Consider the following 26,229-nt stretch of genomic DNA (forward strand, 5'->3'; position numbering starts at 1 on the left):
CTGCGGTAAACCGACAAATAACCGTGTTCCCTGAATTATCAGGGGTGATTACTGGGTCCGTGGATTTATGCTGATTCTGCGCCCGCCCTGTGACATGAGCAGGACGACGGATCGGCGCGGCGGTCGGGACGGGTCGCCGCGGGTGGTGGTCGTCGACGACTCCCCGTTCATGCGGGGGCTGATAAGCGACCTCTTGAGCGACGCCGGGGTCGCGGTCGTCGGCGAGGCGGGGGACGGTGAAGAGGCGCTCTCGGTGGTCGCCGAGACCCGCCCGGACGTCGTCACGATGGACGTGGAGATGCCCGGGATGGGGGGGCTCGAAGCGGTCGAGCGGCTGATGGAGGAGACGCCGACGCCGGTGTTGATGCTGTCGGCGCACACCGACGAGGGCGCGGAGGTCACCTTCGAGGCGCTGGACCGCGGGGCCGTCGACTTCTTCGCGAAGCCCGGCGGCGAGGTGTCGACCGGCGTCTCGCGGGAGTCGGACCGGCTCGTGGAGGCGGTGCGCTCGGTCGCGGGTGCCGACCTCGACGCCGCGACCCGGGAGCGCGACGACCCCAGCGGGGCGGCGTCGCGCTCGCCGGACGCCGGCTCCGACGCGGACGGAGCGGCCGTCGACGGGCCGCTGACCGTGGTGATCGCGGCCTCGACCGGCGGGCCGAACGCGGTCGAGCGCGTGCTGTCGGCGCTGCCGATGGCGGACTGCCGGGTGGTGATCGTCCAGCACATGCCGGAGGCGTTCACCTCGCGGTTCGCGGACCGGCTCGACGCCGCCTCCGCGTACGACGTGCGCGAGGCGAGCGACGGCGCGCGGATCGGGGCCGGCGAGGCGCTCGTCGCCCGCGGCGGGAGCCACACGGTGATCGACAGCTACCGGGCGGGGCGGCTCCGCGTCAAGCTCGACGCGGACGACGACACCCACACCGTCACCCCCGCGGCCGACGTGACGATGCGCTCCGCGGCCGAGGTGATCGACGACCCGCTCGTCGGCGTCGTGTTGACCGGGATGGGTTCGGACGCCGCCGAGGGCATCCGCGCGATGGCCGACGCCGGGGCGCGCACGCTGGCGCAGAGCGAGGACACCTGCGTCATCTACGGCATGCCGAAGCGCGCGGTCGAGACCGGCGGGGTCGACGCGGTGTACGACCTCGACGACGTGGCCGGCGCGATAGTCGGGGGTGAGGCCTGATGGACTCCCACCGCGCGGCGTTCGTCGCCGAGGCCGAGGACGGCATCACCGACCTTAACAACGCCTTACTCGCCCTGGAGGCCGACCCCGAGGACGCCGAGGCGATGGACGACGTGTTCCGCGTCGCCCACACGCTGAAGGGGAACGCGGCGGCGATGGGATACGAGGACGTCTCCGACTTCGGGCACGCGCTGGAAGACCTGCTGGACGCGGTCCGCCAGGGCGAGCGCGAGGTGACGCCGGAGCTGATGGACCTCCTCTTCGAGGGGGTCGACGCGGTCGAGGCGATGGTCGAGGAGATCGCCGACACCGGCGAGGTGTCGACCGACCCCTCCGACCTCGAATCGCGGCTGCGCGAGATGGAGGAACACGGCACCGTCGGCGGCGGAGACGGCGCCGACGCCGGGAGCGAGGAGGCGGCGGAAGCCGACGCCGAGGACGCCGACGCCGAGGAGCCGGACGACGGCGACGCCGGCGGCGACGCCGACGACGCGCCGGACGTGTCGGTTCCCGAACCGCCCGCGGGCGCGGCCGACCTGCCGGGCCCGGTCGCGTACGCGGACGTGACGATCGGCGACGCCCAGATGCCGGGCGTCGACGCGGCGCTCGTCCTCCAGGCCCTCGACGAGCAGTTCGACGGCCACGCGACCGACCCGTCCCCGGAGGCGCTGGAGGACGGCGAGTACGACGAGTCCTTCGACGCCTTCGTCGGCGGCGCCGACCCCGACGTCGTCGCCGAGGGGCTCCGGGCGCTCACGCAGGTCGAGTCCGTCGCCGCCGTCGCTGTCGGCGACTCGGGCGACGCGGGCGGCGAGGAGCCCGCGTCGCCCGACGCCGGGGCGGACGATGTGGCGGAGGACGACACAGCAGCGGACGACGACGCGCCCGCGGACGACCCGGCGGAAGACGACGCGGCCGCCGACCCGACGCCCGCCGAAGGGGCCGACGAGGCGAGTCCGGACGAGGAAGCCGACGGGGCGGACGACCGGTCCGACGACGGCGACGACTCCGGCTCCGCCGGGGGCTCCGACTCCAAGTCCGGCGACGAGATCAAGTCGATCCGCGTCGACGTCGACCAGGTCGACGAGCTGTACGGCCTCGTCGAGCAGCTGGTGACGAGCCGGATCAAGCTCCGCCGGGAGATAGAGGGGACGGACGCGGAGTCCGACGCCTTAGACGAGCTCGACAAGCTCGCCTCCAGCCTCCAGGACACGGCGATGGACATGCGGCTCATCCCGTTCTCGCAGGTGTCCGACTCGTTCCCGCGGCTCGTGCGCGACATCTCGCGGGACCTCGACAAGCGGATCGACTTCGAGATCGAGGGCGACGACGTGGAGTTAGACCGGACGATCCTCACGGAGATGCGCGACCCGCTCGTCCACGTCCTGCGGAACGCGGTCGACCACGGGATCGAGTCGCCCGAGGAGCGCGAGGCGGCCGGGAAGGACCCGACCGGCCACGTGGAACTCACGGCCGAGCGCGAGCGCGACCACGTGATCATCGAGGTCTCGGACGACGGGAGCGGGCTCGACCCCGACCAGCTCCGCGACAAGGCGGTCGACGAGGGCGTCAAGAGCCGCGAGGCGGTCGAGGCGATGGAGGACGACGAGGTGTACGACCTCGTGTTCCACCCCGGCTTCTCCACCGCGGAGGAGGTCACCGACGTCTCCGGCCGCGGGGTCGGGATGGACGTGGTCCGGACGACCGCCCGCGACCTCGACGGCTCCGTCTCGATCGAGAGCGAGCCGGGCGAGGGGAGCACGGTCCGCTTCCGGCTGCCCGTCACCGTCGCCATCGTGAAGGTGATGTTCGTCGACGTCGGCGGCACGGAGTACGGCATCCCGATCAAGTCGATCGCGGAGGTCGCCCGCGCCGACGACGTCGAGGAGGTCCACGGCGACGAGGTCGTGCGACACGAGGACGACCTCTACCCGGTCATCCGGCTGAACGAGCGGCTCGGCGAGATCGATCCGAACGCGGCCGAGCCGACCTCGACCGAGTCGCCCGCCGCGGACGGCGGCGTCGCGGTCGACGAGCCGGGCGACGACGGGTTCGTCCCGGCCGACCCCGCGGCGGCCGACGGATCGGACGGGGACCTCAACGACGACGGCATGCTCGTCCGCATCCGCGAGGAGACCCGCCAGGTCGCGCTCCACTGCGACGCGGTGTTAGACCAGGAGGAAGTGGTGGTCAAACCCCTCGACGGCCCGCTCTCGGGGACGCCGGGCCTCAGCGGCACGGCCGTCCTCGGCGACGGGGACGTCGTGGCCGTGCTCGACGTGGTGAGCCTATGAGCGGGTCCGCGGACGACGGCGAGACGGCGTTCGAAGGCGTGCTCCGCCAGATCGACGACACGGTCCCGTTCGAGCCGGGGTACTACAACGAGTCGTACCTCGACCGCCGGATCACGGCGCGGATGCGACGCCGCGACACCGAGTCGCACGCCGAGTACGAGCGCATCCTCCGCGAGGACGCCGAGGAGCGGCAGGCGCTGATGGACGCGCTGACGATCAACGTGACGGAGTTCTTCCGCAACCCGGAGATGTGGGACGTGCTCCGCGACGTGCTGCGCGAGCGGACCGCGGAGCAGCGGCGCGTCCGCGTCTGGTCGGCGCCGTCGGCGGACGGCCGCGAGCCGTACTCGGTCGCGATGCTGGCCTGCGACGACCCCGAGATAGACGAGTCGCGCGTGGAGGTGCTCGGCTCCGACATCAGCGAGGAGGCGCTCGACAACGCCCGCGAGGGCGTCTACCACACCACGCGGACGACCGACATCGCCGAGGAGCTCGAACCGCTCTCGGACCCGGATCGCTACGTCGAGCGCGACGGCGATGCGTTTCAGGTGCGCCCCGCCGTCAAGCGGCTCGTCGACTTCGAGACGCACGACCTGATCCGCGACGGCGCCCGCGACCCCTTCGACGTGGTGCTGTGCCGGAACCTGCTCATCTACATCGACGTCGACCACAAGGCCGCCCTCTTCGACACGCTGGAGGCGTCGCTCGCCGACGACGGCGTCCTCGTGTTGGGGATGACCGAGAGCGTCCCCCCGGACCGGAGCGACCGCTACGAACCGATCGACAAGCGACGGCGGGTGTTCGGGAGGCGCTGATGTCGCTGTACCAGCACGCTCGGGACGGGAACGCGGAGCGCCTCCGGGACGCGCTCGGCAGCGACAGCGCGGCCGTCCGGCGGCGCGCGGCGGAGTTCCTCGGCGAGGTCGGCGAGGAGGGCGATCAGCCGACGATCGACGCGCTGCTCCGCGCGGCGACGACGGACGACGACCCCGAGGTCCGCGGGGCCGCGGTCGACGCGCTCGACGAGATCGGCGAGGCCGCGCTCCAACAGCTCCTGAAGGAGCTGACGGGCGGCGGCGGCGACTCGGAGGCCGAGTGGGTCACCGCGCGCAAGTTCGCGCGGGCGTTGAAGGCCGACCGACCGGAGCTCCGGATGGCGGCGGCGAACGCGCTCGGCCGCCTCGACGACGCGAGCGGCCTCCAACCCCTCGTCACCGCGCTCGACGACGACGACCCCCGCGTCCGCCTCCGCGCGGCGCAGGCCTGCGGGACATTCGCCGACCCCCGGGCGATCCCGGGGCTTCGCGAGCGGCTCGGCGACGCGGAGCCCCGCGTCCGGCGCGCCGCGGCGAACGCCTTGGGCACGATCGGGACCGACGAGGCGCTGTCGCCGCTCTTGGACCTGCTCGACGACGGCGACGAGTCGATCCGCCGGATCGCGGCCGGCGCGCTCGGGAAGGCGAGCAACCCGGAGCCGGTCGAGCCGCTCGCGCGGGCGCTCGGCGACGAGAGCGCGGTCGTCCGCAACGCCGCCGTCTACTCGGTGATCGAACTGCTCTCGAACGTGCCGACCCAGCAGAGCCACGCGGTCCGCGACCAGGTGGTCTCCGAGCTGAAGGCGGCCGACGACGCGACCGTCGTCGAGCCGCTGGTCGAGATCCTCACCGAGGGCCAGCAGTCCCGCCAGCGGCGGAACGCGGCGTGGATCCTCGGGCGCGTGGCCGACCCGGACGCGTCGGCCGCGGTCGAGGCGCTCGCCGACGCGCTCGCGGACGACGACCCGCAGACCGCGCAGTTCGCGGCCACGAGCCTGAAGAGCCTCGGCGGTCCGGTCGTCGAGGACCGACTGCTCGACAAGCTCGGGCCCGAACACCCGGAGGACGCCCGCGCGAAGGCGGTGTTCGTCCTCGGACAGATCGGCGGGCAGGAGACGCTCAACCAGCTCGAAGAGTACGCCGACGACGACAGCCAGGCCGTCAGGAAGCGCGTGTTCTCGGCGGTCTCGAAGCTCCGCGCGGGGGGTCCCTAAATGGCGCAGAAGGACGGCGAGTACAAGATCACGGACACGCAGGCGAAGTTCGCCGTCGCGGTCCGCGAGGGCCGCAAGGTGAGCGACGTATCGTGGACGCCCGGGCGCGTCCTCCTCTCGAACCGGCGGCTGATCCTGGCCGGCAACGACGGGAAGCGGACCGTCCCGCTGTCGAAGCTGGAGCGGCTCGGCGGGCGCCACGACGCGAACCAGTCGGTCGCGCGCGTCTCCAACTACGTGAGCTTCGACCTCGGCGAGCAGGTGCTGCTCGTCGCCGCCTCGGACCACGAGCCGTTCGAGCGCGACGTGTACCGCGCGCTCTTAGACCAGAAGACCGTGATGGCGAAACACCCCGCCATCGAGGGGGGCGTCGTCCAGGACACCGAGTGGGAGCAGGCCCGCGTGAAGATCGACGAGAACGGGCTCAACGCGGCCCTAGAGCGCGGCGCGTTCGTGAAGTTCGACCTCGACGACATCAGCGGCCTCGACGCCGCGAAGCGCACGGTGAACGGCGAGAAGAAGCCCGTCATCGAGGTGTCGCACACCGACGACGAGGGGACGAGCATCGAGACGCACGTCGCCGGCGAGCCGAGCCGGATGCGGTTCGTCGAGTCGTGGCTCCGGAAGGGCGAGGAGCGGTCGTCGACGAACGTCGACCTCTCCAGCCGCGACCGCGAGGTGCTGATGGCGCTGTACTCCGGCGTCTCGCCGTTCGAGATCCCCTCGTTCCTCGGGATGGACGTCGACGACGTGGAGGAGACGTTCGAGCGGCTCGTCGAGCTGGAGGTCGTCGAGGAGGTCCGGATCCGCCGCGAGGTCGCGCTCAACTCCCGCGGCCGCAACATCGCCAGCGAGGCGATGAACGAGCAGTAGGGCGCGCCCGCTCTCCGGGGGCGATCCCGCCTCCGCGTCGGCGCGTCGAATCACCCTTAAGTCGCCGCCCGGCGCAGTACGGGCATGAGCTACGAGGCAGTGCTTTTCGACCTCGACAACACGCTGTACCCGTACGCCCCCTGTAACGAGGCGGGCAAGCGGGCCGCGCTCGACGCCCTCCGCGAGCGCGGGTACGAGCTGGACCGCGCGGCGTTCGACGACCTGTACGCGACCGGGCGGCGGGAGACGAAGCGCGAGACCGGCGGCACCGCGGCCTCGCACTCCCGACACGTCTACTTCAAGCGCGGGCTGTCCCGACACGCCGGCGGGCCCGACCCCGCGGGCGCGCTGGCGGCCGGCGACGCCTACTGGAACGGCTTCCTCGGCGCGATGTCGCTCTGTGACGGCGTCGAGGCGGTCTTCGACGCCCTCGACGCGGCGGGGACCGACGTGGCGGTCGTGACGAACCTCACCACGCGGGTCCAGCTTCGCAAGCTCGTGCGCCTCGGGATCGACGACCGGGTCGACCTGCTCGTCACCTCCGAGGAGGTGGGCCGCGAGAAGCCGAGCGCGCTCCCGTTCACGACCGCGCTCGCGGAGCTCGACCACCGCCCGAGCGAGGCGCTGGCCGTCGGCGACAACGTCGAGACGGACATCTCCGGCGCCGACGCGGTCGGACTCGATTCGGCGCTGTTCGTCGCCGACGGCGACGCGCCCGCCGACGCGGAGCTCTCGGAGCCGCAGCGGCCGGACCACCGGCTCGACGCCTTCGCCGACCTGACGGAGGTGGCGGCGTGAGCCCTGACGGCTCCGGCGCCGGCTCCGACCCGGACGCGAACCCGGACCTCCTGCGCGAGGCGCGCGAGGCGGTCGTCGCGTACGCGCCGGCGCTCGCGGACCTGACGCCCGGCCGGACCGGCAACCTGAGCGTCCGCGAGGGCGACCGCGTCGCCGTCACGCCGACCGGCGTCCCGTACGACTCCTTCGACGCGGTCGACGTGCCGGTGGTCTCGCTCGACGGCGAGCGGCTCGCCGGCCGGATGGCGCCGTCGAGCGAGGTGCCGATGCACACGGGCATCTACGGACACGACCGGCCGGGCGCGATCGTCCACACCCACTCGCCGTGGGCGACCACGATGGCGACGCTCCACCGGCGGCTCCCGCCGATCCACTACATGATCGCCGCCGTGGGCCGAGAGGTCCCGCTGGCGGACTACGCGCCGTACGGCACCGAGGAGCTGGCCGCGAACGTCGTCGCCGCGATGGCCGAGGCCGACTCCGACGCCGCAATCTTAGCGAACCACGGGCTCGTCGTCACCGGCCCGGACGTGGCGACGGCGGTCGAGAACACCCGCCACGTCGAGGACATCTGCCGGCTCTACCTCCGCGCGTCGGCCGTCGGCGAGCCGCACGTCCTCACCGACGAGCAGATGGCGACGGTCGAGGAGCGGTTCGAGAGCTACGGGCAACAGCCCGACGCGGAGTAGGGCGGCCCGACGCGGAGTGGGCCGAGGCGACGCGGCGCGGCCCGACGCCCCGCGCCGCCAGTCGGCCGGTTTTATAAATACACGGGCGGCTACCGGATCGGTATGACAGACACGGAGCCGTCGCCGGCGGTCCGCGAGACCGCCGAGTCGATCGCGACCATGGAGATCCGCGGCGCGGCCACCATCGCCTCCGCCGCCGCCGAGGCGCTCGCCGACCAGGCGGCCGCCGCGGCCGAGGCGGACGCGACCGCGAGCGACCCAGAGGCGTTCCGCGCGTCGATGCGCGCCGCGGCGCGGACGCTCCGCGAGACGCGCCCGACCGCGGTGTCGCTGCCGAACGCACTCCGATACGTCCTCCAGCGGATGGAGGGTGACTCGGTCGACCGGCTCCGCCGGAGCGTCGTCGACGCCAGCGAGGCGTTCGTCGACCAGCTCGACCGCGCGCAGGAGGACCTCGGCCAGGTGGGCGCGAACCGCCTCGCGGACGGCGACACGGTGATGACGCACTGCCACTCCACCGACGCGCTGGCGTGTATCGAGGCGGCCGTCGAGCAGGGCAAGTCCATCTCGGCGGTCGTCAAGGAGACGCGCCCGCGCCAGCAGGGGCACATCACGGCCGAGGCGCTCCGCGACATGGGCGTTCCGGTCACGCTCATCGTCGACTCCGCGGCGCGGCGCTACCTCGACGAGGTCGACCACGTCGTCGTCGGCGCCGACTCGATCGCCGCGGACGGCGGCGTGATCAACAAGATCGGCACCTCCGGGCTCGCGGTCAACGCCCGCGAGCGCGGCGTCCCGATCATGACCGCGGCCCAGACGATCAAGCTCCACCCGGAGACGCTGACGGGCCACACCGTCGAGATCGAGATGCGCTCGGAGGAGGAGGTGATCGAGCCGGGAACCCGCGAGGCGATCGGCGAGATAACCGTCGAGAACCCCGCGTTCGACGTGACGCCGCCGCGGTACATGGACGCGATCGTCACCGAACACGGGCAGTTCCCCCCGGAGAGCATCGTGACGCTGATGCGGGAGCTGTTCGGCGAGGGCGCCGCCGAGCCGTGGGCCGAGCCATGAGCGGGCGCGACGGCGCTCCGGGGGACGAGCCCTCGGCGGACGACCCGGCCGACGGCGACCGCCCCGCCGGCGCCGACCCCGACGACGGCGAGGGCGTCGACGACTGGGACGAGACCGTCGCGGAGTGGGAAAGCGAGGTCGACGAGTGGGAGGGCGACCCCTCCGGCGACGCGAGCGACGTGAGCGACGACGGCGGCGACGCCGCCGGCACCGCCTCCGACGACGAGGTCGACCCCGCGGTCGACCGCGACCCGGACCTGACCCCGGACGACGCCGACCGCGTGCCGAAGGTCGTCTCGGCGGGCCACATCAACTGGGACGTGACGATCCACGTCGACAGCCTCCCCGAGCCGGACGGCGAGACGCGGATCGACCGGCTCGAACAGTCCGGCGGGGGCAGCGCCGCGAACGTCGCGGTCGGGCTCGTCGACCTCGGCGGCCAGTCGGTCGTCTACGGCAGCGTCGGGGGCGACGAGTCGGGCGCGCTCGCGCTGCGCGAGCTCGCGAGCGCCGGCGTCGACCCCGGACAGGTGCTCGTCGACGCCGACGAGCCCACCTCGGTGAAGTACGTCATCGTCGACGGCGGCGGGGAGCTGCTCATGCTCGCGAACGACGGCGCCAACGAGTCGTTCTCGGCGGCCGGGCTCGACCGCGACACGCTCGCGGCCGCCGACCACCTCCACCTCACCGGGCAACAGCCCGAGACCGCGGCGGCGCTCGCGACGGCGGCCGCGGAGGCGGGCGCGACCCGCAGCTTCGACCCCGGCCGCCGCGTCGCCGACCGCGAGTTCGACGCCGCGCTCCACGCGAGCGACGTGCTCTTCGTAAACGACCGGGAGGCGGACGCGCTCGACGCGGCGACCGACGTGGACCCGTGGGAGCCGGACGACCGCGTCGTCGCGATCAAGCTCGGCGACGAGGGCGCGACGGTGCGGACGCCGCACGGCAGCGTCTCGCACCCGGGGTTCGACGTCGACCCGGTCGACACGACCGGCGCGGGCGACGCCTTCGCGGCCGGGTTCCTCGCGGCCGCGCTCCGCGAGCCGGAGATCACCGGCGACGGCTTCTCGCACGACCCGCGCGACTACCAGGTGCCCATACTCGTCGGGAACGCCTGCGGCGCCGTCGCCACCGAGTCGGTGACCGCCCGAACCGACCTCTCGTGGGACCGCGTCCGCGAGCGGATGGGCGAGTCGCCCGAGACGGACCTCCTCATCGAGGTCCGGGCCTGAATCGGGCGCGGGCGTCGTCCACGGGCCGCGGCCTCGCGCAGCGGCGCGGAGCGGCCCGCTCCACGTCGTTGGCGACCGAAACAGGAACGGTCGAGCCGTCCCCGGCGGATCAGATCCCGCCGGCGAGCCGGTCCGAGTCCGGGACGCCCTCGCCGTCGCGCACCGTCCCCGTCTCGCCCCAGCCGTCGGTGACGGTGAGCCGGGCCGCGTCGGGGAGCGGGTCGCTCGTGACCCGGATCAGCGCGGCCGGGTAAGTGATCGCCTCGCCGCAGGCGACGTCGTCGCTCCCCGGCCCCTGGACCGTCGCGTCCGCGACGAAGGTCCCGTCCTCGACGCCCATGCCGGTGCTATCGAACGTAATCTCGTCGTGACAGGTGTCGGGACCGACGGACTCGACGTAGACGAGCACCGACGCCGCGAAGTCGGTCTCCTCGACGAACGCGCGGACCTCTTCGGGTGCGTCGTCGAGGAGCCACGAGGCGTCCCCCTCCTCGGCGATCAGCGCGCAGAAGCCGCGCTGCTCGGTCCGGTCCCACGTGGGGCCCGAGAGGGCGGCACCGACCTGCTGGACGACCGTCGTTACCTCCTCGTCGTCGCTGTCGGGTCCGTCGCCGCCGTCTCCGTCGGCTCCGTCGCTTCCGTCCCCGTCGCTCCCGTCCGTGCCGTTTCCGACTCCGTCTCCGCCGTCGGTGCCGTCCCCGTCCGCCGGGACGCCGGCCTCGGTACACCCCGCGAGCGCGGCGACGCCGCCGGCGACGCCGTAGAGGGCGGCTCGTCGCGTGAGCTGACTCATACCTCCCGGTACGCGGGCGGCACATAAGGGCCTCGTGTAAACGAAAACAACCGTCTGACCGACACCGGCGGGCGATTCCGCCCCTTCAGCGCGCCCGCGGTCGCCTCACGCCGGCGCGAACAGCGCCTCGATCCCCTCGCCGTCGAGCCCCGCGGCGAGGCCGAGCGCGAGCGCGACGCGCGCCTTCGCGGCCGGGAGGTCGCCGGCGAACGTCACGCCGTGGCCCGCGAGCGTGACGGCGCCGCCCGGCGTCCCGTACACCGGCTCCGTCGGCCCGGCGGGCGGGCGGCCGGCGACGACGACCGGTACGGACGCGACCGCCTCACCGATCGCGTCGCCGAGCGCGCCGGTGACGTTGCCGAGCCCGGTGCCCTCGACCACGATCCCGCCGACGCCCGCGTCGAGCGCGCGTTCGATCGCGCCCGCGCCGACGCCGGTCCCGGAGTGGATCACCGGGACCTCGGGGACGTCGGATGAGTCCTCGATCGCGTCCGCGAGCGGGTCGACCGCGACGCCGCGCTCGGGGGTGCGGACGAGCCGCGAGGCGTCGCGGGTGAACGTCGCGACCGGCCCCGTCCCCGGCGAGGTCATCGTCGACAGCGCGTTGCTGTGCCCCTTCACGACGTCGCGCGCGGCGTGGAGCTCGTCGTCGAACGCGACGTGAACGCCGGGCGAGAACCGGGCATCTGCGGCCGCCCGGACCGCGAGCGCGAGGTTCGCCGGCACGTCGCTGGAGGGCTCGTCGAGGCGGCGCTGCGCGCCCGTGACGACGACCGGCGCGTCGAGGTCCGTGAGCAGGTCGAGCGCGAACGCGGTGTCCGCCAAGGTGTCCGTCCCGTGGGTGACGACGACGCCGTCGGCCCCCTCGCCGACCGCGTCGCGGGCGGCCGCCGCGGTCGCGAGCACGTCCCGCCACCGCACGTCGAATCCCGGCTGCGAGCACACCTCGGCCGTCGTCACCCGGGCGTGGTCCGACACGGCCGGCACCGCGGCCACGAGGTCGTCGCCGGTCTTCTCGGGCGCCGCGCCGTCGTCGCCGGGCTCCGAGGCGATGGTGCCGCCGCAGGCGACGACCGCCACCCGCGGGCGGCCGCCGTCGGCGCGCGCGTCGTCGTCTCGGTCCGTCCGGTCATCGCGTCGGTCGCGGCGATCGGTCTCGGTCATGCCCCTCACTCGCCGCCCGACGGACAAAGCGGTTGGTGCCGCGGCAGTCGCCCGGGCCGGCGTCCGCCGGGCCGCCGCGGTCGGCCCCGCGGGACGCCCCGTGAGCGACCGGAACGCCCGGATCGGCGACGATCCGGGAACAAAGGATTAGCGGGCTCGATGAACGGTTAAAACGTTTCTGCGCCGGTTGTAAAACGACCCGATCGGTCGAGAAACGCCGTGAAATTCGCCGAACCCTCGGCGGGGTATATGTGGGTCCCCGTCGTACGGAGAAGTGTCCATGTCAACCCCCGCTCCCACCCAGATCGCCTCCGGCGAACGGCTCGCCGGGCTGATGACCGGTACCGTCAAGGCGGCCGCCTTCTGGGCGGCCATCGCCATCCCGGCGGCGTACCCCGTGCTGCTGTACTCGGGGCTCGACGGCGGCACCGGGCAGCTGTTCGTCGCCCTCCTGTTCGCGAACGCCCTCGCGCTCGCGCTCGGCCACGACTACAAGCGCTGACGCCGGACCGCCGACCGAACCGCCCGTCCGAACGCCGATGCGTCGCGTGGACACCGACGCAGCGCCCTCCTTCCGCCCTCCGTCGTTTCCCCTCACAGCCGCCGCTCCGTCGCCCTCCGCGTGCCGTCCCAGCGGGCCGCTCTCGAAGCGCTTACCCCCGCCCCAGTCCGACTGGGGATATGAGCGACGAGACCCGCGTCGAGTGGCGCGACTGGGGCCCCGAGGCGTTCGCTGAGGCGGACGAGCGCGACTGCCCGGTGCTGCTCTCGCTGTCGGCCACCTGGTGCGAGGGCTGTCACGAGATGGACGCGATCACCTACGCGGAGCCGCGGATCGCGGCCAACGTCAACGAGGGGTTCGTCCCCGTCCGCGTCGACGTCGACCGCCACCCCCGGGTGCGCGAGCGGTACAACATGGGCGGGTTCCCGACGACCGCCTTCCTCACGCCCGAGGGGACGCTGCTGACGGGCGCGGGCTACCTCGACGTGGACGGCATGCGGCAGGTCCTCGAGTCGGTCCGGCAGATGTGGGCCGACAAGGGCCGGGAGGCCGGGCGCGTCCCCCGCGCGCTCGACGCCGACCTGCCGCCCCGCGGCGAGGTGACCGACGCGATAGAGAGCCACCTCGCGGGCCAGCTGGAGGCCAAGTACGACGCCGAACACGCCGGCTGGGGGACCGACGCGAAGTTCCCGCTCCCCCGCACCGTCGAGTTCGCGCTGAAGCGCGACCGGAACCGGGCGCTCCGGACGCTCGACGCGGTCCGCGACCACCTGACCGACGACGTCGACGGCGGGTTCTTCCGGTACGCGGGCACGTCGGACTGGGGCGACGTGGCCTACGAGAAGCCGCTCGACACGAACGCCGCCGTGACCCGTGCGTTCGCCAACGCCTTCCTCTACACCGGCGACGAGGCCTACCTCGACCCCGCGCTCGACGCCGTCTCCTTCCTCACGGACGACCTCTGGACGGGCTACGGCGTCGGCGGGAGCCTCGGCCCGGGGCTCGGTCGCGCCTACTACGCCGCGCCCGCCGAGGACCGCGCGGACCTGGACGAGCCCCGCCGCGACCTCACCGTGTTCGCGGGCGGCAACGCGCTCGCCGCGGACGCGCTCCTCGCGGTGGCCGCCTACACCGACGACGAGCGGGCCCGCGAGTACGGCGGGCGCATCCTCGACGGGCTCGAACGCGACCTGATCGACGCCGACACCGGCGAGGTGACGCACTACCGCGGCAGCGACGAGACCGGCGAGTCAGACCTGCTCGAAGACGCCGCCCGCGTCGTCGGCGCGTACGTCCGCGCCGCCGGCGTGCGCGGCGAGGGCGCCGCCGTCGCCCGCGCGGTCGCGGACCGAGCGATCGACCGGCTCCGCGTCGACGGCTCGTTCGTCGACGGCCCGCGCACCGGACCCGGGCTGCTCGACCGGTCGTTCCGCCCGCTCGACGCCAACGTCGAGATGGCGACGGCGCTCTGCGACCTCGCGGCGCTCACCGGCGAGGACCGCTACCGCGAGGTCGCCCGGGAGACCGCCGAGGCGTTCGCCGGCGCCACCGAGCGACTGAGCGTTCAGGTCGCCGCCTACGGGAGCCTCGCCGCCCGACTCCGGCGCGGCACGACGGTCATCGCGGTCGGGACGGAGCCCGGGAGCGACCTCCACCGCGCCGCGTGGCGGGTCGCCGACCACGAGAAGGTCGTCGCGCCGAACGCCCACGAGGCCGACGCGCCGGCGCCGCGGACGGTCCCCGAGGGGACCGCGGTCGTCCTCGCCGGCGACGGCGCCTCGGAGCCGGCGGAAACGCCCGACGAGTTGATGGACCGGGTCGGCGACGTGCTCGCCTGAGATCCGCGACCGGGCTGGATCGACGCGTCGGGGGCAGCGACCTCGCTTCGACGGTCGTCCGCGAGGCCCTTCGCGGATCGTAAACGGACGATGCGTTTATACGGACGCCGGGGCATCCCAACGTATGGCATCTCTTCGCGACCTGGGGCTGTCCGAGTACGAGGCCCGGGCGTACCGCGCGCTCCTTCGGACCGGGCCGACGACGGCCAAGGACCTCTCGCGGGCCAGCGAGGTTCCGATGGGACGGATCTACGACGTGCTCAACAGCTTGGAGCAGCACAGCCTGGTCCGCAGTCAGGCCGCGAGCCGCCCGAAGAAGTACGTCGCGGTCGAGCCGGACGCGGCGCTCGACCGGCTGCTCGACGAGAAGAAGGAGGAGCTGCGGACGCAGGCCGAGCAGTACGAGTCCGTCGTCGACGACCTCTCGGCGGAGCTCGACGCCGGCGAGCCGGTCGACGGCCAGTTCTGGACCGCGGCCGTCGGCGCGGAAGAGGCGACGGACCTCCTCTTAGAGCGGATCGCCGCCGCGGAGCGCCGGGTCGTCGTGGTCGCGGGCGCGCCGGCGACCGGCTTCGATCTCGGAACGATCGGCGAGCAGGTGACCGCCGAGCTCGAGTCCGCGCTCGAACGGGGCGTGGAGATCCGCGTGCTGCTGTCGCCGGCGACGGTCGACGCGCTCCCGCGGAGCGTCGGGCGCCGGTACACGTCGGAGCTGGCCGACATGGACGGGTTCGAGGTCCGGACCTCCCCGAACGTCGACGGGACGTTCAACGTCTTCGACGAGATAGAGGTGTGTATCGAGGTCCCGCACCCGCTGTCGGCGGACGAGCCGTTCGCGATGATCGACGTGAAGGACATCGACTTCGCGACGAGCGTGAAAGAGCAGTTCGAGCCGCGCTGGGCGGACTCGGAATTGCTGACGTTCTGAGGCCGTCCCGGCGGGCTATCGGTCGAGCTCGTCGCGGAGGTCGCCCAGCCGGACCTCGCGCTCGGCGTGGGCGTTGTGCTGGTGGATCGACTCGTCGTTCGACTGCTTCATGTGGATCACGGCGTCGTCCGAGAGGTGCGGGAACTCGGTGACGGTGCCCTCGGCGAGCGCGCGGACGCAGTCCTCGACGAACTTCGCGTCGGCGTGGGCCTCGTAGGTCATGTGGTCCTCGTCGGGCCGCTTCGCCATGTTGTAGATGCGCGCGCTCATCGAGTCGCGGGCGACGTCGATCACGTCGCGCAGGTCCACGTCCGGGTGGCCGTCCGTCGTGATCGTCAGGGTCGCGTGGCCGCGCTGGGAGTGCCCGGGCTGCGGGACGGCGTCTAAGAACTCCTCGGTCGTCTCCTCGTCGACGCCCAGCTCGGCGAGCTTCTCGCGGGCCCGCGACTCGCTCATCCCCTGCGAGCAGGGGCAGACGGTCATGCCGGTGACCTCGGCGCCGATCTCCTCGCGCGTCCCCTCCTCGGTGGCGGTCGCGCTGGCGACGATCGTCGCCGTGCTCTGGGTCTCGATGTCCGAGGCCGGCGTGTGCTCGCGGGTGACGAGCTCGGCCGTCATCGACACCTCGGCGGTGGTGGTGTAGTCGTGCTTCTCCAAGAGCCGCTCGGCGGCGTCGCCGCAGACGTCCTCGACGCGGTACGCCTCCTCGCGGGTGATGTCCTCCAATATCTCGTCGACCGTCGCGAGGTTCCGCGACATGTCGATCCCCTTCCGGCCGCTCGGGAGGTCGACGAACACCTCGAACTCCGCCATGAGAACGATGGGGCGCTTGTCGCCGCGCGCCAGCTTGACGAGCTTCTCCACGCCGGTGACGCCGACCTGCGATAGCCCGACGGTGACGTCGGGGGACGACGCCTGTACGTCCGGCAGCTGATGACTCATTACGAACATGATAGGGACTCCCGGGATTAGCCCTTTCGGAAGGGGGAGGTTCGTCTGGTAGTCGCGCGCACCCGGCCGCGCGAGGAGCGGGTCGCGAGAGGAGCGGGTCGCGCGAGGAACCGGGTCGCGAGAACGGCGTCCCCGAGCCCCCGTCGATCGAGTGGTTCCCGCGTCGCCGGGTCCCGCGGATCGCCGCGTGTGTGAGGAGCCAACGTCCTGCGGGTCGTAACGCACGATTTATAACGGCGGCAGCGGAAGGTATCCCAAGACCATGCCGAGTTCCAATGGGCCGCAGAAGGCGACTCGCGACAAGCTCTCGAACAAGCCCCGCAACCGCGGCACCTCCCCGCCGCAGCGAGCGATCCAGGAGTTCGACGAGGGGTCGCAGGTCCACCTCAAGATCGACCCGAGCGTCCCCAAGGGCCGCTTCCACCCCCGCTTCGACGGTCGGACCGGCACCGTCGTCGGCAAGCAGGGGTCGGCGTTCAAAGTCGAGATTCCGGACGGCGGCAAGACGAAGACCCTCATCGTCACCGCCGCCCACATGCGGGCGCAGCAGAACTGAGATGACGATCTTCAAAGAGAAGCTCGACGAGGAGTACGTCACCACCTCCGAGGCGAAGGAGATCCTCGTGGAGATCGAAGAAGAGCGGGCGGCCGACGAGGACCGCGACCTCCGCTACGAGCTCGCCCGCGCGATCGAGCACGTCAACCGGTTCGCGGACCTCGACGCCGACGAGTCCCGCGAGCTCGTCGAGGAGCTCACCGACCTCGAACAGATCGACGTGCCGACCGCGGTGAAGATCGCCGACCTGCTCCCCGAGGACCGCACGGAGCTCCGCTCGGTGTTCGCCCAGGAGCGCTACTCGCTCGACGGCGACGAGCTCGACGAGATCCTCAACGTCGTCGCGAAGTACGCCTGACGGCGGGTCCCACCCGGCCCGGCGGGACGGGTTGCCGACACGTTTTTTCAGATTTCCGCCCGTACGTCGAGCCGCATGTACCAGACCACCCTCGTGCCGACCGGCGAGGGCGACGCCGCCCTCGACGCGGTCGACGACGCGATCGAGATCACGGCGGCGGAGGGGACGGTACACGTCCTCGGCGTCGTCGAGGAGATACCGATGTACGAGCGGTCGGGGAAGCCGGAGAAGTTCGACGAGGACGACCCCGAGCGCCGCGAGCGGCTGGCGGCGGCGGTCGACCGGGTCGCGACCGCCGTCGCGGACGCGGGCATCGACAGCGAGACCGCGATCGAGTCCGGGGTCCCCGCCCACGAGATCGCGGCGCACGCGGACGCCGTCGACGCCGACGCGGTCGTGATGGGCAAGCGCGGCCTCGACGCCGCGGCCGACGACCTCCTCGGCAGCACGACCGAGCGCGTCATCCGGACCGCGGACGCCACGGTCGTCTCCGTCCCCGTCTCCGGGTGACCCCGAGCGGGCGCCGGGTCCCGCGCGTCACCGGTCGCGGCCGGCCTCGACGACGATCGTTCCGAAGAGCCGCCGGTCGCGCTCGCGCACGGCCGTGCCGTCGTCGAGGGCGCGCCGCGCCGCGGCGGTCCGCTCCGCGAGCATGCCGAGCGGGTCGTCGGTCCGGGCGTCGAAGAGCCGCCCGTTGAGCGCCACGAACGCCCGGAGCGCGGCGTTCGCCGCGCGGTTCCCCTCCGGGACGAACGCCGCGACGACGACGGCGTCCGCCAGGTCGCACCAGCGGCGCACGACCGCGTACGGGTCGGGGAAAAGCGACGTGACGAACGTCGCGAGGACGGCGTCCGCGGCCGCGACCGGCGGGCGCTCGGCGTCCGCCTCGACGAGCGAGACGTTCTCCCAGCCGCGCCGCGCGACGAGCCCCGCGGCCCGGTCGAGCATCCGGGTCGAGACGTCGACGCCGACGACGCGGCCGCTCGGTCCGACGGCCTCGCGGAGCGCGGGGAGGTTCACCCCCGGGCCGCAGCCGAACTCGACGACGGTGTCGCCCGGCGCGAGGTCGAGCGAGCGGACGCAGGCGGCGCGGACGCCGCCGACCGACGCCGTGGCCCGCGCGAACCAGTCGTAGACGCGGGCCCACGCGTCGTAGCTGCGCCGGACCCGACGCAGGCGCCCCGAGTCCGGCTCCGCGGCGGGCGCCTCCGAACCCGCCCGGCCGCCCGCCGCGCCGTCGCGGGTCACGGGTCGGCGCCGACCGCGGCCGGGGGCGTCTTCGGCCACCACCGCGCCGGCCCGTCGCGGGCGACCGTCGACCGGCACTGCTCCGAGCCCGCACAGCCCCGCGGCCGCTGGTAGCTGATCCCGCGCTCCGCGAGGTACGACACGTAGCCGTCGTCGACGCGGTCCAGCTTCTCGTGACACACCCACCGCTTCCCGCGGGTCCCGGCCGCGACGTTCCGGTACGGACAGGTGAACGTCGTCTCCTCGATGCCGCCCTCGGAGGCCGTCTCGTCGATCTTGACGCCGACGGAGCGGTACGCGAGCCGGAGCCGGCGGACGACGGCGCGCGGCGACGACGCGCCGAGGAACAGGACGTGCGCCAGCGCGTAGCCGAAGTCGTGGAGCAGCCGCTCGCCCCGCGTCAGCGACGCGCGGTCGCCCTCCAGCCGCGACCGGAGCGTGCCGTACCACTCCGCGATCTCGCGGACCTCGTCGGTCAGCGCCGCCGCCTCCGCGAGCGCCTCGCGCCGCTCCGTCAGCGCGGTCGGCCCGTCCGAGAGGCGGAACGACGGCACGGCCTCGACGTGTTCGAGCACCCGCTCGCGGAGGCAGTCGCCGTCCGCGTGCGCCGCGGCGCGCCGGCGGAGCTCTGGGTACCAGCGCCGCGTCAGGGCGCCGTACGCGCCGTCGAGCAACTCGTCGACCCGACCGATCTCCGTCGCCTCAGTCGCCCCGCCGCGGTCGGGGCCGTCCGCCTCGACCGACGGTCCGGGAAACGCCTCGACGAGTCGAACCAGCTCCTCGGGGTCCGGTTTCGCCATGGTACCACGTCGCACCCGACGCTATTGAATCCGACCGTCGGCGGCCGCGCCGCGACCCGCCTCGCCAGCGGTTTTTTCACCGCTCGGAGCGATAAACGATACATGGACAACGCCGACGGCGACGGGACGCCGGCAGACGACCGGAACGGGGGTGGCGCCGCCGCGGACGCCGGAGCGGAACGGAGCGACGACGGCGGCGGCCCCACCGCCGTCCTGCTCGACGTGCTGCCGAACGGGCGCCCCGACGACGACCGTCCGCAGTCCCGCAAGTCGCCGGTGGCGTACGCGCTCGGCGCGCCGTCGTTCGCGCTGTACGAACTGACGCTCGCCGACGACGCGGACGCCTCCGTCGGCGACCGGATCGCGCTGGACGGCCCCCACGTCGGCCGCTACCGCGAGGTGTCGTTCGACGACCTCACCCGGAACGCGGCCGCGGAGGTCGAGTACGCCGCGGAGGCCATCGTCGAGGCCGACGAGGAGCGGTTCGTCGACTTCTACAACGAGGCCGGGCCGATCACCCTCCGGCTCCACCAGCTGAACCTGCTGCCGGGGATCGGCAAGAAACTGCGGAACGACCTCTTAGACGAGCGGAAGCGCGGACCCTTCGAGAGCTTCGCGGACGTCGAGGAGCGCATCTCCGGACTTCACCGCCCCCGAGAGGTGATCCTCGAACGGATCGTCGAGGAGATCCGCGAGTCCGACCTGAAGTACCGGACGTTCGTCGGGCGCGAGGAGTGAGCCGCGCCGCCCTCGGGTCCTCCCGGTGTCCCCGAAACGAGACTTTTACCCGAACACCGCGTGTACCCCGGCTATGACCGACTCATCGACGGGTGAGGGCGCCGCGTACGGGCAGCGCGACCCCGACGCGCTCGCGAGGCGGGCCGGCGCGCGGGCGGACCCCGACCGCGACCAGCACTTCCTCGTCGACGACCGGGTCCTCGACCGGATCCCGGGCTACCTCCCGGACGACGCCGACCGGAGCCACCTCCTCGAGATCGGCGGCGGCGCGGGGGCGCTCACCGACCGACTCCTGGCCGCGGCGACGGGCGACGCCGCCGCGACCGGCGACTCCCCGCCCCGCCGCGTCACCGTGATCGAGCGCGACGGCGCCTTCGCCGAGTTCCTCCGAGAGGAGTTCGCGGCCGCGGTCGCCGACGGGCTCCTCGACGTGGTCGAGGGCGACGCGCTCGACGTCGACCTCCCGCCCTTCTCCGCCTGCGTCGCCAACCTGCCGTACGGCGTCTCCTCGGAGATCGCCTTCCGGCTGCTCCCGGAGAAGAAGCCGCTCGTGGTGATGTTTCAGGCAGAGTTCGCCGACCGGATGGTGGCCTCGGCCGGCGAGTCCGCGTACGGCCGCCTCTCGGTGTCGGCGCAGCACTACGCCGACGTGGAGATCGTCGAGCGCGTGCCGAAGGAGGCGTTCGACCCCCAGCCGGCCGTCGAGAGCGCCGTCGTGCGCTGTACCCCTCGTGACCCCGACTACGCCGTCGGCGACGAGGCGTTCTTCCTCCGGTTCGTGAAGGCGCTGTTCACCCAGCGGCGCAAGACGGTGCGGAACGCGGTGCGGAACACGGCGCACATCTCCGGGCTCGACGACCCGGAGGCCGTCGTGGACGCGGCTGACGAGGAGCTGTTGAGCAGCCGCCCCGGCACGCTGGAGCCGGCGGCGTTCGCGGCGCTGGCTGAGCTGGCCCGCGAGCGCGGCTCCCCCGCGGAGGCGTGACGATGACGGGCTGGGTCGGCCTCGTGACGGAGCTTCAGCGCGCGCTCGCGGGCAACGCCGAGCGGTTCGCCGCCTCGGTCGGGATCGTCGCCGCGGTGCTCGGGGTCCGGCTCCTCACGCGGCGACTGCGGCGGGGAGACAGGGAGCTCAGCTCGACGCAGCGGCTCCTGCTGTCGGCGGGCGTCGGCGGCGCCACCGCGCTGGGCGCGATCACGCTGATCGCGGTGTGGGACCAGAGCGGCGCCCTCTTCGAGACGGCCCGGTCGGCGCTGAGCGCGAACCAGCTGTCGAACGTCGTCCTCGCCGTGCTGCTCTTAGCGATCGCGTACGCGCTCACGGACTTCCTCGGGGGCGTCATCCGCGAGATCGGCGCCGAGAGCGCCTCGATCTCGCAACATCAGCAGGAGGTCATCCTGCGGATCACGCAGCTGAGCGTCTACACGTCCGCGATCCTCGCCGTCGTCGGGCTGTTCACCGACAACGTCGGCAGCCTCCTCGTCGGCGCGGGGTTCCTGGGTATCGTGGTCGGCATGGCGGCGCGGCAGACGCTCGGCGCGATACTGGCCGGGTTCGTGCTGATGTTCTCCCGGCCGTTCGAGGTCGGCGACTGGGTGGTGATCGGCGACCACGAGGGGACGGTGACGGAGATATCGATCATGAGCACGCGGCTGCGGTCGTTCGACGGCGAGGTGATCACGATGCCGAACGACGACGTCCGGTCCGGGTCGATCGTCGACCGGTCGCGCCGGAACCGGCTGCGGATCGAGATCGAGGTGGGCGTCGACTACGACACCGACGTCGAGCGCGCGGCCGCGGTGGTCGAGGAGGCGGTCGCGGGCGTCGAGGACGTCGCGGAGATGCCCGAGCCGAACGCGGTGACGAAGCGCTTCGGCGACTCGGCGGTTGTGTTGGGGCTCCGGTACTGGATCCGCAACCCGAGCATGCGCAAGCGCTGGCGGACGCAGACCGCCGCGATGGGCGCGATGAAGGACGCCCTCGAAGACGAGGGGATCGTCATCCCGTTCCCGCAGCAGACGCTCTCCGCCCGCACGGAGGGCGCCTCCGGCCCGCAGCTGGACGCCGCGGTCGAGGGGCGCGCGGCGACGCGCGGCGGCTCGGCCGACGCGGGCGACGCGGACGGGGCGTCGACCGACGGCGACGCGGCGGAGGGCGACCGATGAGCGGCGACGGGAGCGGGGGCGGCGGCGGAAACGGAAACGGCGACGGCCTCGCGGCGCGGCGCGGCGTCGACGACGCGGTCGTCTACCAGCCCGCGGAGGACTCCGGCCTGCTCGCGGAGGCGGCGGTCGCCGAGGCGCACGGCTGCGTGCTGGAGGTCGGCACCGGGTCGGGGTGGGTCGCCGAGCGGATCGCCGAGGAGCGCGGCCTCGACGTGGTCGGGACCGACCTCAACCCGCACGCCGCGCGTCAGGCCCGCGAGCGCGGCGTCGAGGCCGTCGTCGCCGACCTGCTCTCGCCGTTCCGCGCGGACGCGTTCGACACGGTGTGTTTCAACCCGCCGTACCTGCCCACCGACCCCGACAACGAGTGGGACGACTGGATGGAGCACGCGCTCTCGGGGGGCGAGTCGGGCCGCGAGCTCATCGAACCGTTCCTCGCGGACGTGGGGCGCGCGCTCGCGCCGGACGGCGTCGTCCTCCTCCTGGTCTCCTCGCTCACCGGCTACGACGAGGTGCTCGACCTGGTCGACGAGGCCGGCTTCGCGGCCGAGCCGGTCGTCGAGGAGTCGTTCCCCTTCGAGACGCTCACGGTGCTGGCCCTCCGCCGGGCGTAGGCCTCCGCGGCGGATTACTATAGGGCATAAAACATATTAGCAAATATTATACGACGGCATATCTAACGGACGGTGATGACCGAACGTGTCGCGGCGACGCCGGGGCTGTATCCGCTCCCGGACCGGGCGAAAGAGACGCTCTCCGACCTGAAGGGCCACCAGAAGGGGGACCTCCTGAGCGGCGACGAGGGCGAAGCGATCGTCGCGGAGTACGACGAGGTGCGCGCCGAGTACGTCGACGACCAACTCGACGCCGGCCTCGACCTGATCTCCGAGGGGCAGGGCCGCTGGGACGACATGATCGCGCACCCGCTGACCGTCAGCGACGCGGTCGAGACCGGGGGGATCGTCCGGTACTACGACAACAACAACTTCTACCGCGACCCGCGCGTCGTCGACGACCTCCGCTTCTCCGGCGACGTGGCGGACGAACTGACGGACGCGGCCGACCTGCTCGCGGCCGCCGACGGCGGCGACGACGCGTCGCTCGCCGCGACGCTCCCCGGCCCGTACTCGCTCGCGGCGCTCGCGACCGACGAGCACTACGGCGACGAGGCCGAGTTCCAGGCCGCGGTCGCCGAGTTCCTCGCGGACGAGGTCGCGGCGTTCCCGGCCCACGAGACGCTGTTCCTCCTCGAACCGTCGCTCGTCACGGACCCGCCCGCCGAGGGCGACGAGTCGACGGCGACGGACGCCATCGCGACGGTCGCCGACGCGACCGACGCCGACGTGGTCGTCCAGACGTTCTACGGCGCGCTCGGCGAGAAGCTGTACGCCCACCTCGTCGACGAGGCGGGCGCGGACGCAATCGGGCTCGACCTCGTCGCCGGCGACCGCGACGACACCGTCTACAACGTCCAGGAGTTCGGCTCGACCGACTCGCTGTCGCTCGGGCTCGTCGAGGGGCAGAACACGCTCGTCGAGGAGGCCGAGACGGTCGCGGAGCGCGTCGAGTGGTTCGAGTCGCAGATCCCGCTCGAAGGGTTCGACCGGACCTACCTCACGCCGAACACCGAGCTGTTCTACCTGCCGACGAACAAGTACCGAGAGAAGCTGAACGCGCTCGCCGCCGCCGCGGAGGTGCTCGACTGATGGTCCGAAACCCCGAAGCGAACCGCGACCAGTTCCGCCCGGACGACCACCCGAACGAGACGTTCCTGCTGTCGACCGTCGTCGGCTCGTACCCGAAGCCGAAGTGGCTCAACCGGGCGGACGAGCTCGTCGAGGACCCCGACTCGAAGTTCGACGAGTCTGACCTCGAAGAGGCCCACGACGACGCCTGTCGGCTCATCACGCACGAGCACGAGCGCGCCGGCCTCGACACGGTCGTCGACGGCGAGATGCGCCGCAACGAGATGGTGGAGTTCTTCGCCGACCGCATCGACGGCTACGAGTTCAACGGGCCGGTGAAGGTGTGGGGCCACAACTACTTCGACAAGCCGAGCGTCGTCGAGGAGGTCGAGTACGACGAGCCGTGGCTGGTCGACGAGTTCGAGTTCACCGCCGGCGTCGCCGAGCGCCCGGTGAAGGTCCCGATCACGGGGCCGTACACCCTCGGCTTCTGGGCGTTCAACGAGGCGTACCCCTCGACCGAGGAGCTCGTCTACGACCTCGCGGACCTCGTCAACGAGGAGGTCGAGAAGCTCGTGGAGGCGGGCGCCCGCTACATCCAGATCGACGAGCCCGCGCTGGCGACGACCCCCGAGGACCACGCCGTCGTCGGCGAGGCGCTCGAACGCATCGCCGCCGGCATTCCCGACGAGGTCCGCATCGGCCTCCACGTCTGCTACGGCGACTACTCGCGGGTGTACCCCGAGATCAACGACTACCCGATCGACGAGTTCGACCTCGAACTGTCGAACGGCGACTACGAGCAGATCCCCGTCTTCGAGGAGCCGGAACTGGAGCCGGACCTCGCGCTCGGCGTCGTCGACGCCCACACCGCCGAGGTGGAGTCCGTCGAGGAGATCAAGCGGAACATCCGGCAGGGACTGCGCGTCGTGCCGCCGGAGAAGCTCACCATCTCCCCCGACTGCGGGCTGAAGCTCCTCCCGCGCGACATCGCGTACGGCAAGACCGAGAACATGGTCACCGCGGTCCGCGAGGTCGAGGCCGAGATCGATTCCGGCGAGATCGACGTCGAGAACCCGATCGCGGACGACTGAGGCGCCGTCGACGGTTCGCCTCGGGACCGCTCCCGTGGCTCGGTCCTTCTGTGGCGCTCCGGGTCGGCGATACCCCTCCGAAACCCCCGACCGCTGCGAGCGCGGTCGGACCGAGGCCAAACGTTTCGTACCGAGACCACGTACGGTTCTAACCGTGAACGCCGTTCGGCTGCTGGCGAACCCCGCCGTCCGATGGGCGATCGCGTTCCTCTACCTCGGCACGTCGCTGACGTTGCTCGTCGGGCTCGGCGACCTCCCGAGGGCGGACCAGATCGCGGTGACGATCGCCTGCGTGATCGGCTTCTTCGTGGTTCCGGTCGCGCTGAAGGGGTACGTGGACTCCGCGCCCGACCGGTACTGACGAACGCGGTCCCCGCCGGCCGAGCGGTCCGCGTGCGGCGCGGCCGCGTTCGGTCCCGACCGCGTTTCGGAGTCCGCGCCACTATTTATAAAACCGCGCCGACCTCACCACCGACATGGAGATCGGTCTCACGGTCGGCGACGACCTCGACCGCCTCGTGGCGTCGCCGACGCGGTTCGACTTCTGCGAGCTGGGCGTCGGCGAGCCGACGCTCGTCCCCGGCGAGATCGACCCGGGGCGGCTGACCGACGCGCTCGCCGGTCGCGACCTGCTCGTCCACCTCCCGTACAGCCAGCGGCTGGCGACGTACGTCCCCGAGGTCAACGACGCCATCGTCGACTACCAGCGCCGGCTGCTGGAAGCCGTCGGCGACCTCGACGCGGAGAAGGCGGTCATCCACGCCACCTCCGCCGACCGCGACGACATCGAGTTCCGCGAGACCGCGGCCGAGCAGCTCCGCCGCGTCGCCGACGCCGGCCGCGAGGCGGGCGTCGAGGTCGTCGTCGAGAACGTCGGCCACCAGCACGCGGGGCTCCAGCTCTCCGTCCTCGGCGACCTCGCCCGCGAGACCGACACGCCGGTCTGCTTCGACGTTGGCCACGCCTACATGGAGGGCGGCAACAAGGCGATAAAGCGGTTCCTCCGGAGCCACGGCGACCGGGTCTCGCACCTCCACTGCCACGACGCCCGCCGCCGCGGCGACACGCACCTCCCCGTGGGCGCCGGCGAGGTCGACTACGACCTCGTCGCGTCCGAACTCGCCGGCTTCGACGGCACGGTCGCGCTCGAAGTGTTCACCGACGACGAGGCGCTCCTCGTCGACTCCGCGGAGCGCGTCGCCGACCGGCTCGGCGCCTCCTTCTGACGGG

At 72.6% G+C, this 26,229-nt stretch carries 27 protein-coding genes and 1 pseudogene; 23 read left to right on the forward strand and 5 right to left on the reverse strand.

Annotated elements, in window-relative coordinates; genetic code table 11:
- Positions 1-94 precede the first annotated feature (94 nt).
- The 9 genes from cheB to HPS36_RS09070 all read left to right on the forward strand — a co-directional run bounded on the left by cheB (position 95) and on the right by HPS36_RS09070 (position 10,178).
- On the forward strand, positions 95-1,189 hold the full coding sequence (gene cheB, locus HPS36_RS09030; protein WP_137716677.1) for a chemotaxis-specific protein-glutamate methyltransferase CheB: 1,095 nt from the start codon (positions 95-97) through the stop codon (positions 1,187-1,189).
- Positions 1,189-3,483, forward strand: a complete 2,295-nt coding sequence (locus HPS36_RS09035; RefSeq protein WP_173229890.1) for a chemotaxis protein CheA — start codon at positions 1,189-1,191, stop codon at positions 3,481-3,483. Before cheB ends, HPS36_RS09035 begins: the two co-directional genes overlap by 1 nt.
- Positions 3,480-4,298, forward strand: coding sequence for a CheR family methyltransferase (locus tag HPS36_RS09040; RefSeq protein ID WP_121562919.1), 819 nt, complete (start codon positions 3,480-3,482; stop codon positions 4,296-4,298). Before HPS36_RS09035 ends, HPS36_RS09040 begins: the two co-directional genes overlap by 4 nt.
- Complete coding sequence (locus HPS36_RS09045; RefSeq protein ID WP_173229891.1) at positions 4,298-5,512, forward strand: HEAT repeat domain-containing protein; 1,215 nt, start codon at positions 4,298-4,300, stop codon at positions 5,510-5,512. The genes HPS36_RS09040 and HPS36_RS09045 overlap by 1 nt, the downstream gene beginning before the upstream one ends.
- A complete protein-coding gene (locus tag HPS36_RS09050; protein ID WP_121562917.1) occupies positions 5,513-6,385 on the forward strand; it encodes a CheF family chemotaxis protein in 873 nt (290 codons plus the stop codon).
- A gap of 84 nt (positions 6,386-6,469) precedes the next feature.
- Entirely contained in the window at positions 6,470-7,183 is a 714-nt protein-coding gene (locus tag HPS36_RS09055) for an HAD family hydrolase (protein ID WP_173229892.1), read from the forward strand.
- On the forward strand, positions 7,180-7,872 hold the full coding sequence (locus HPS36_RS09060; RefSeq protein WP_173229893.1) for a class II aldolase/adducin family protein: 693 nt from the start codon (positions 7,180-7,182) through the stop codon (positions 7,870-7,872). The genes HPS36_RS09055 and HPS36_RS09060 overlap by 4 nt, the downstream gene beginning before the upstream one ends.
- A gap of 102 nt (positions 7,873-7,974) precedes the next feature.
- Positions 7,975-8,946, forward strand: coding sequence for a ribose 1,5-bisphosphate isomerase (locus HPS36_RS09065; RefSeq protein ID WP_173229894.1), 972 nt, complete (start codon positions 7,975-7,977; stop codon positions 8,944-8,946).
- Entirely contained in the window at positions 8,943-10,178 is a 1,236-nt protein-coding gene (locus HPS36_RS09070) for a carbohydrate kinase family protein (protein ID WP_173229895.1), read from the forward strand. The genes HPS36_RS09065 and HPS36_RS09070 overlap by 4 nt, the downstream gene beginning before the upstream one ends.
- A 112-nt stretch (positions 10,179-10,290) precedes the next feature.
- Here HPS36_RS09070 and HPS36_RS09075 read toward each other — a convergent pair.
- Positions 10,291-10,971: pseudogene (locus HPS36_RS09075) on the reverse strand (hypothetical protein); the annotation flags it as partial.
- A gap of 105 nt (positions 10,972-11,076) precedes the next feature.
- On the reverse strand, positions 11,077-12,135 hold the full coding sequence (locus HPS36_RS09080) for an asparaginase domain-containing protein (protein WP_173229897.1): 1,059 nt from the start codon (positions 12,133-12,135) through the stop codon (positions 11,077-11,079).
- Between the two features lie 280 nt (positions 12,136-12,415).
- On the opposite strand from HPS36_RS09080, the gene HPS36_RS09085 reads away from it, so the two are divergent.
- From HPS36_RS09085 to HPS36_RS09095, 3 genes are all read left to right on the forward strand, one after another.
- Positions 12,416-12,637 (forward strand): hypothetical protein, encoded by a 222-nt coding sequence (locus HPS36_RS09085; RefSeq protein ID WP_121562910.1) that lies wholly within the window; start codon positions 12,416-12,418, stop codon positions 12,635-12,637.
- A gap of 179 nt (positions 12,638-12,816) precedes the next feature.
- Positions 12,817-14,475, forward strand: coding sequence for a DUF255 domain-containing protein (locus tag HPS36_RS09090; protein WP_173229898.1), 1,659 nt, complete (start codon positions 12,817-12,819; stop codon positions 14,473-14,475).
- 124 nt (positions 14,476-14,599) lie between these two features.
- Complete coding sequence (locus HPS36_RS09095) at positions 14,600-15,403, forward strand: TrmB family transcriptional regulator (RefSeq protein WP_121562908.1); 804 nt, start codon at positions 14,600-14,602, stop codon at positions 15,401-15,403.
- A 15-nt stretch (positions 15,404-15,418) separates the two neighbouring features.
- Here HPS36_RS09095 and mptA read toward each other — a convergent pair whose 3' ends face one another.
- Positions 15,419-16,345, reverse strand: coding sequence for a GTP cyclohydrolase MptA (gene mptA, locus HPS36_RS09100; RefSeq protein ID WP_053770660.1), 927 nt, complete (start codon positions 16,343-16,345; stop codon positions 15,419-15,421).
- Positions 16,346-16,616: 271 nt separating this feature from the next.
- On the opposite strand from mptA, the gene HPS36_RS09105 reads away from it, so the two are divergent.
- The 3 genes from HPS36_RS09105 to HPS36_RS09115 all read left to right on the forward strand — a co-directional run bounded on the left by HPS36_RS09105 (position 16,617) and on the right by HPS36_RS09115 (position 17,778).
- Positions 16,617-16,910 (forward strand): 50S ribosomal protein L21e, encoded by a 294-nt coding sequence (locus HPS36_RS09105; protein ID WP_006112901.1) that lies wholly within the window; start codon positions 16,617-16,619, stop codon positions 16,908-16,910.
- Position 16,911: 1 nt separating this feature from the next.
- Positions 16,912-17,268 carry an RNA polymerase Rpb4 family protein gene (locus tag HPS36_RS09110; RefSeq protein WP_173229899.1) on the forward strand — a complete coding sequence of 119 codons (357 nt, stop codon included), beginning with the start codon at positions 16,912-16,914 and terminating at the stop codon, positions 17,266-17,268.
- Positions 17,269-17,343: 75 nt separating this feature from the next.
- Entirely contained in the window at positions 17,344-17,778 is a 435-nt protein-coding gene (locus tag HPS36_RS09115; protein ID WP_121562906.1) for a universal stress protein, read from the forward strand.
- A gap of 27 nt (positions 17,779-17,805) precedes the next feature.
- Here HPS36_RS09115 and HPS36_RS09120 read toward each other — a convergent pair whose 3' ends face one another.
- Positions 17,806-18,555 carry a class I SAM-dependent methyltransferase gene (locus tag HPS36_RS09120; RefSeq protein WP_173229900.1) on the reverse strand — a complete coding sequence of 250 codons (750 nt, stop codon included), beginning with the start codon at positions 18,553-18,555 and terminating at the stop codon, positions 17,806-17,808.
- The gene (locus tag HPS36_RS09125; protein WP_173229901.1) at positions 18,513-19,316 is read right to left on the reverse strand and encodes a hypothetical protein; all 804 of its coding nucleotides are present in this window, start codon (positions 19,314-19,316) and stop codon (positions 18,513-18,515) included. Before HPS36_RS09125 ends, HPS36_RS09120 begins: the two co-directional genes overlap by 43 nt.
- Positions 19,317-19,418: 102 nt before the next feature.
- Between HPS36_RS09125 and HPS36_RS09130 the strand changes: the two genes are divergently transcribed.
- The 8 genes from HPS36_RS09130 (at position 19,419) to HPS36_RS09165 (ending at position 26,225) form a co-directional block, all read left to right on the forward strand.
- On the forward strand, positions 19,419-20,054 hold the full coding sequence (locus HPS36_RS09130; RefSeq protein ID WP_173229902.1) for a DUF655 domain-containing protein: 636 nt from the start codon (positions 19,419-19,421) through the stop codon (positions 20,052-20,054).
- Positions 20,055-20,127: 73 nt separating this feature from the next.
- Positions 20,128-21,039 carry a 16S ribosomal RNA methyltransferase A gene (locus tag HPS36_RS09135; RefSeq protein WP_137716659.1) on the forward strand — a complete coding sequence of 304 codons (912 nt, stop codon included), beginning with the start codon at positions 20,128-20,130 and terminating at the stop codon, positions 21,037-21,039.
- A gap of 2 nt (positions 21,040-21,041) precedes the next feature.
- Entirely contained in the window at positions 21,042-22,220 is a 1,179-nt protein-coding gene (locus HPS36_RS09140) for a mechanosensitive ion channel family protein (protein ID WP_173229903.1), read from the forward strand.
- Positions 22,217-22,834 carry a HemK2/MTQ2 family protein methyltransferase gene (locus tag HPS36_RS09145; protein ID WP_173229904.1) on the forward strand — a complete coding sequence of 206 codons (618 nt, stop codon included), beginning with the start codon at positions 22,217-22,219 and terminating at the stop codon, positions 22,832-22,834. Before HPS36_RS09140 ends, HPS36_RS09145 begins: the two co-directional genes overlap by 4 nt.
- A gap of 75 nt (positions 22,835-22,909) precedes the next feature.
- Positions 22,910-23,926, forward strand: a complete 1,017-nt coding sequence (locus HPS36_RS09150) for a 5-methyltetrahydropteroyltriglutamate--homocysteine methyltransferase (RefSeq protein WP_173229905.1) — start codon at positions 22,910-22,912, stop codon at positions 23,924-23,926.
- Positions 23,926-24,999 (forward strand): methionine synthase, encoded by a 1,074-nt coding sequence (locus HPS36_RS09155; RefSeq protein WP_173229906.1) that lies wholly within the window; start codon positions 23,926-23,928, stop codon positions 24,997-24,999. The genes HPS36_RS09150 and HPS36_RS09155 overlap by 1 nt, the downstream gene beginning before the upstream one ends.
- Positions 25,000-25,153: 154 nt before the next feature.
- Entirely contained in the window at positions 25,154-25,360 is a 207-nt protein-coding gene (locus HPS36_RS09160) for a hypothetical protein (RefSeq protein WP_173229907.1), read from the forward strand.
- A gap of 115 nt (positions 25,361-25,475) precedes the next feature.
- Positions 25,476-26,225 carry a sugar phosphate isomerase/epimerase family protein gene (locus tag HPS36_RS09165; protein ID WP_173229908.1) on the forward strand — a complete coding sequence of 250 codons (750 nt, stop codon included), beginning with the start codon at positions 25,476-25,478 and terminating at the stop codon, positions 26,223-26,225.
- Positions 26,226-26,229: the final 4 nt, after the last annotated feature.

It is taken from the genome of Halorubrum salinarum (genome assembly GCF_013267195.1).
In the GTDB taxonomy this organism is placed as follows: Archaea; Halobacteriota; Halobacteria; order Halobacteriales; family Haloferacaceae; genus Halorubrum; species Halorubrum salinarum.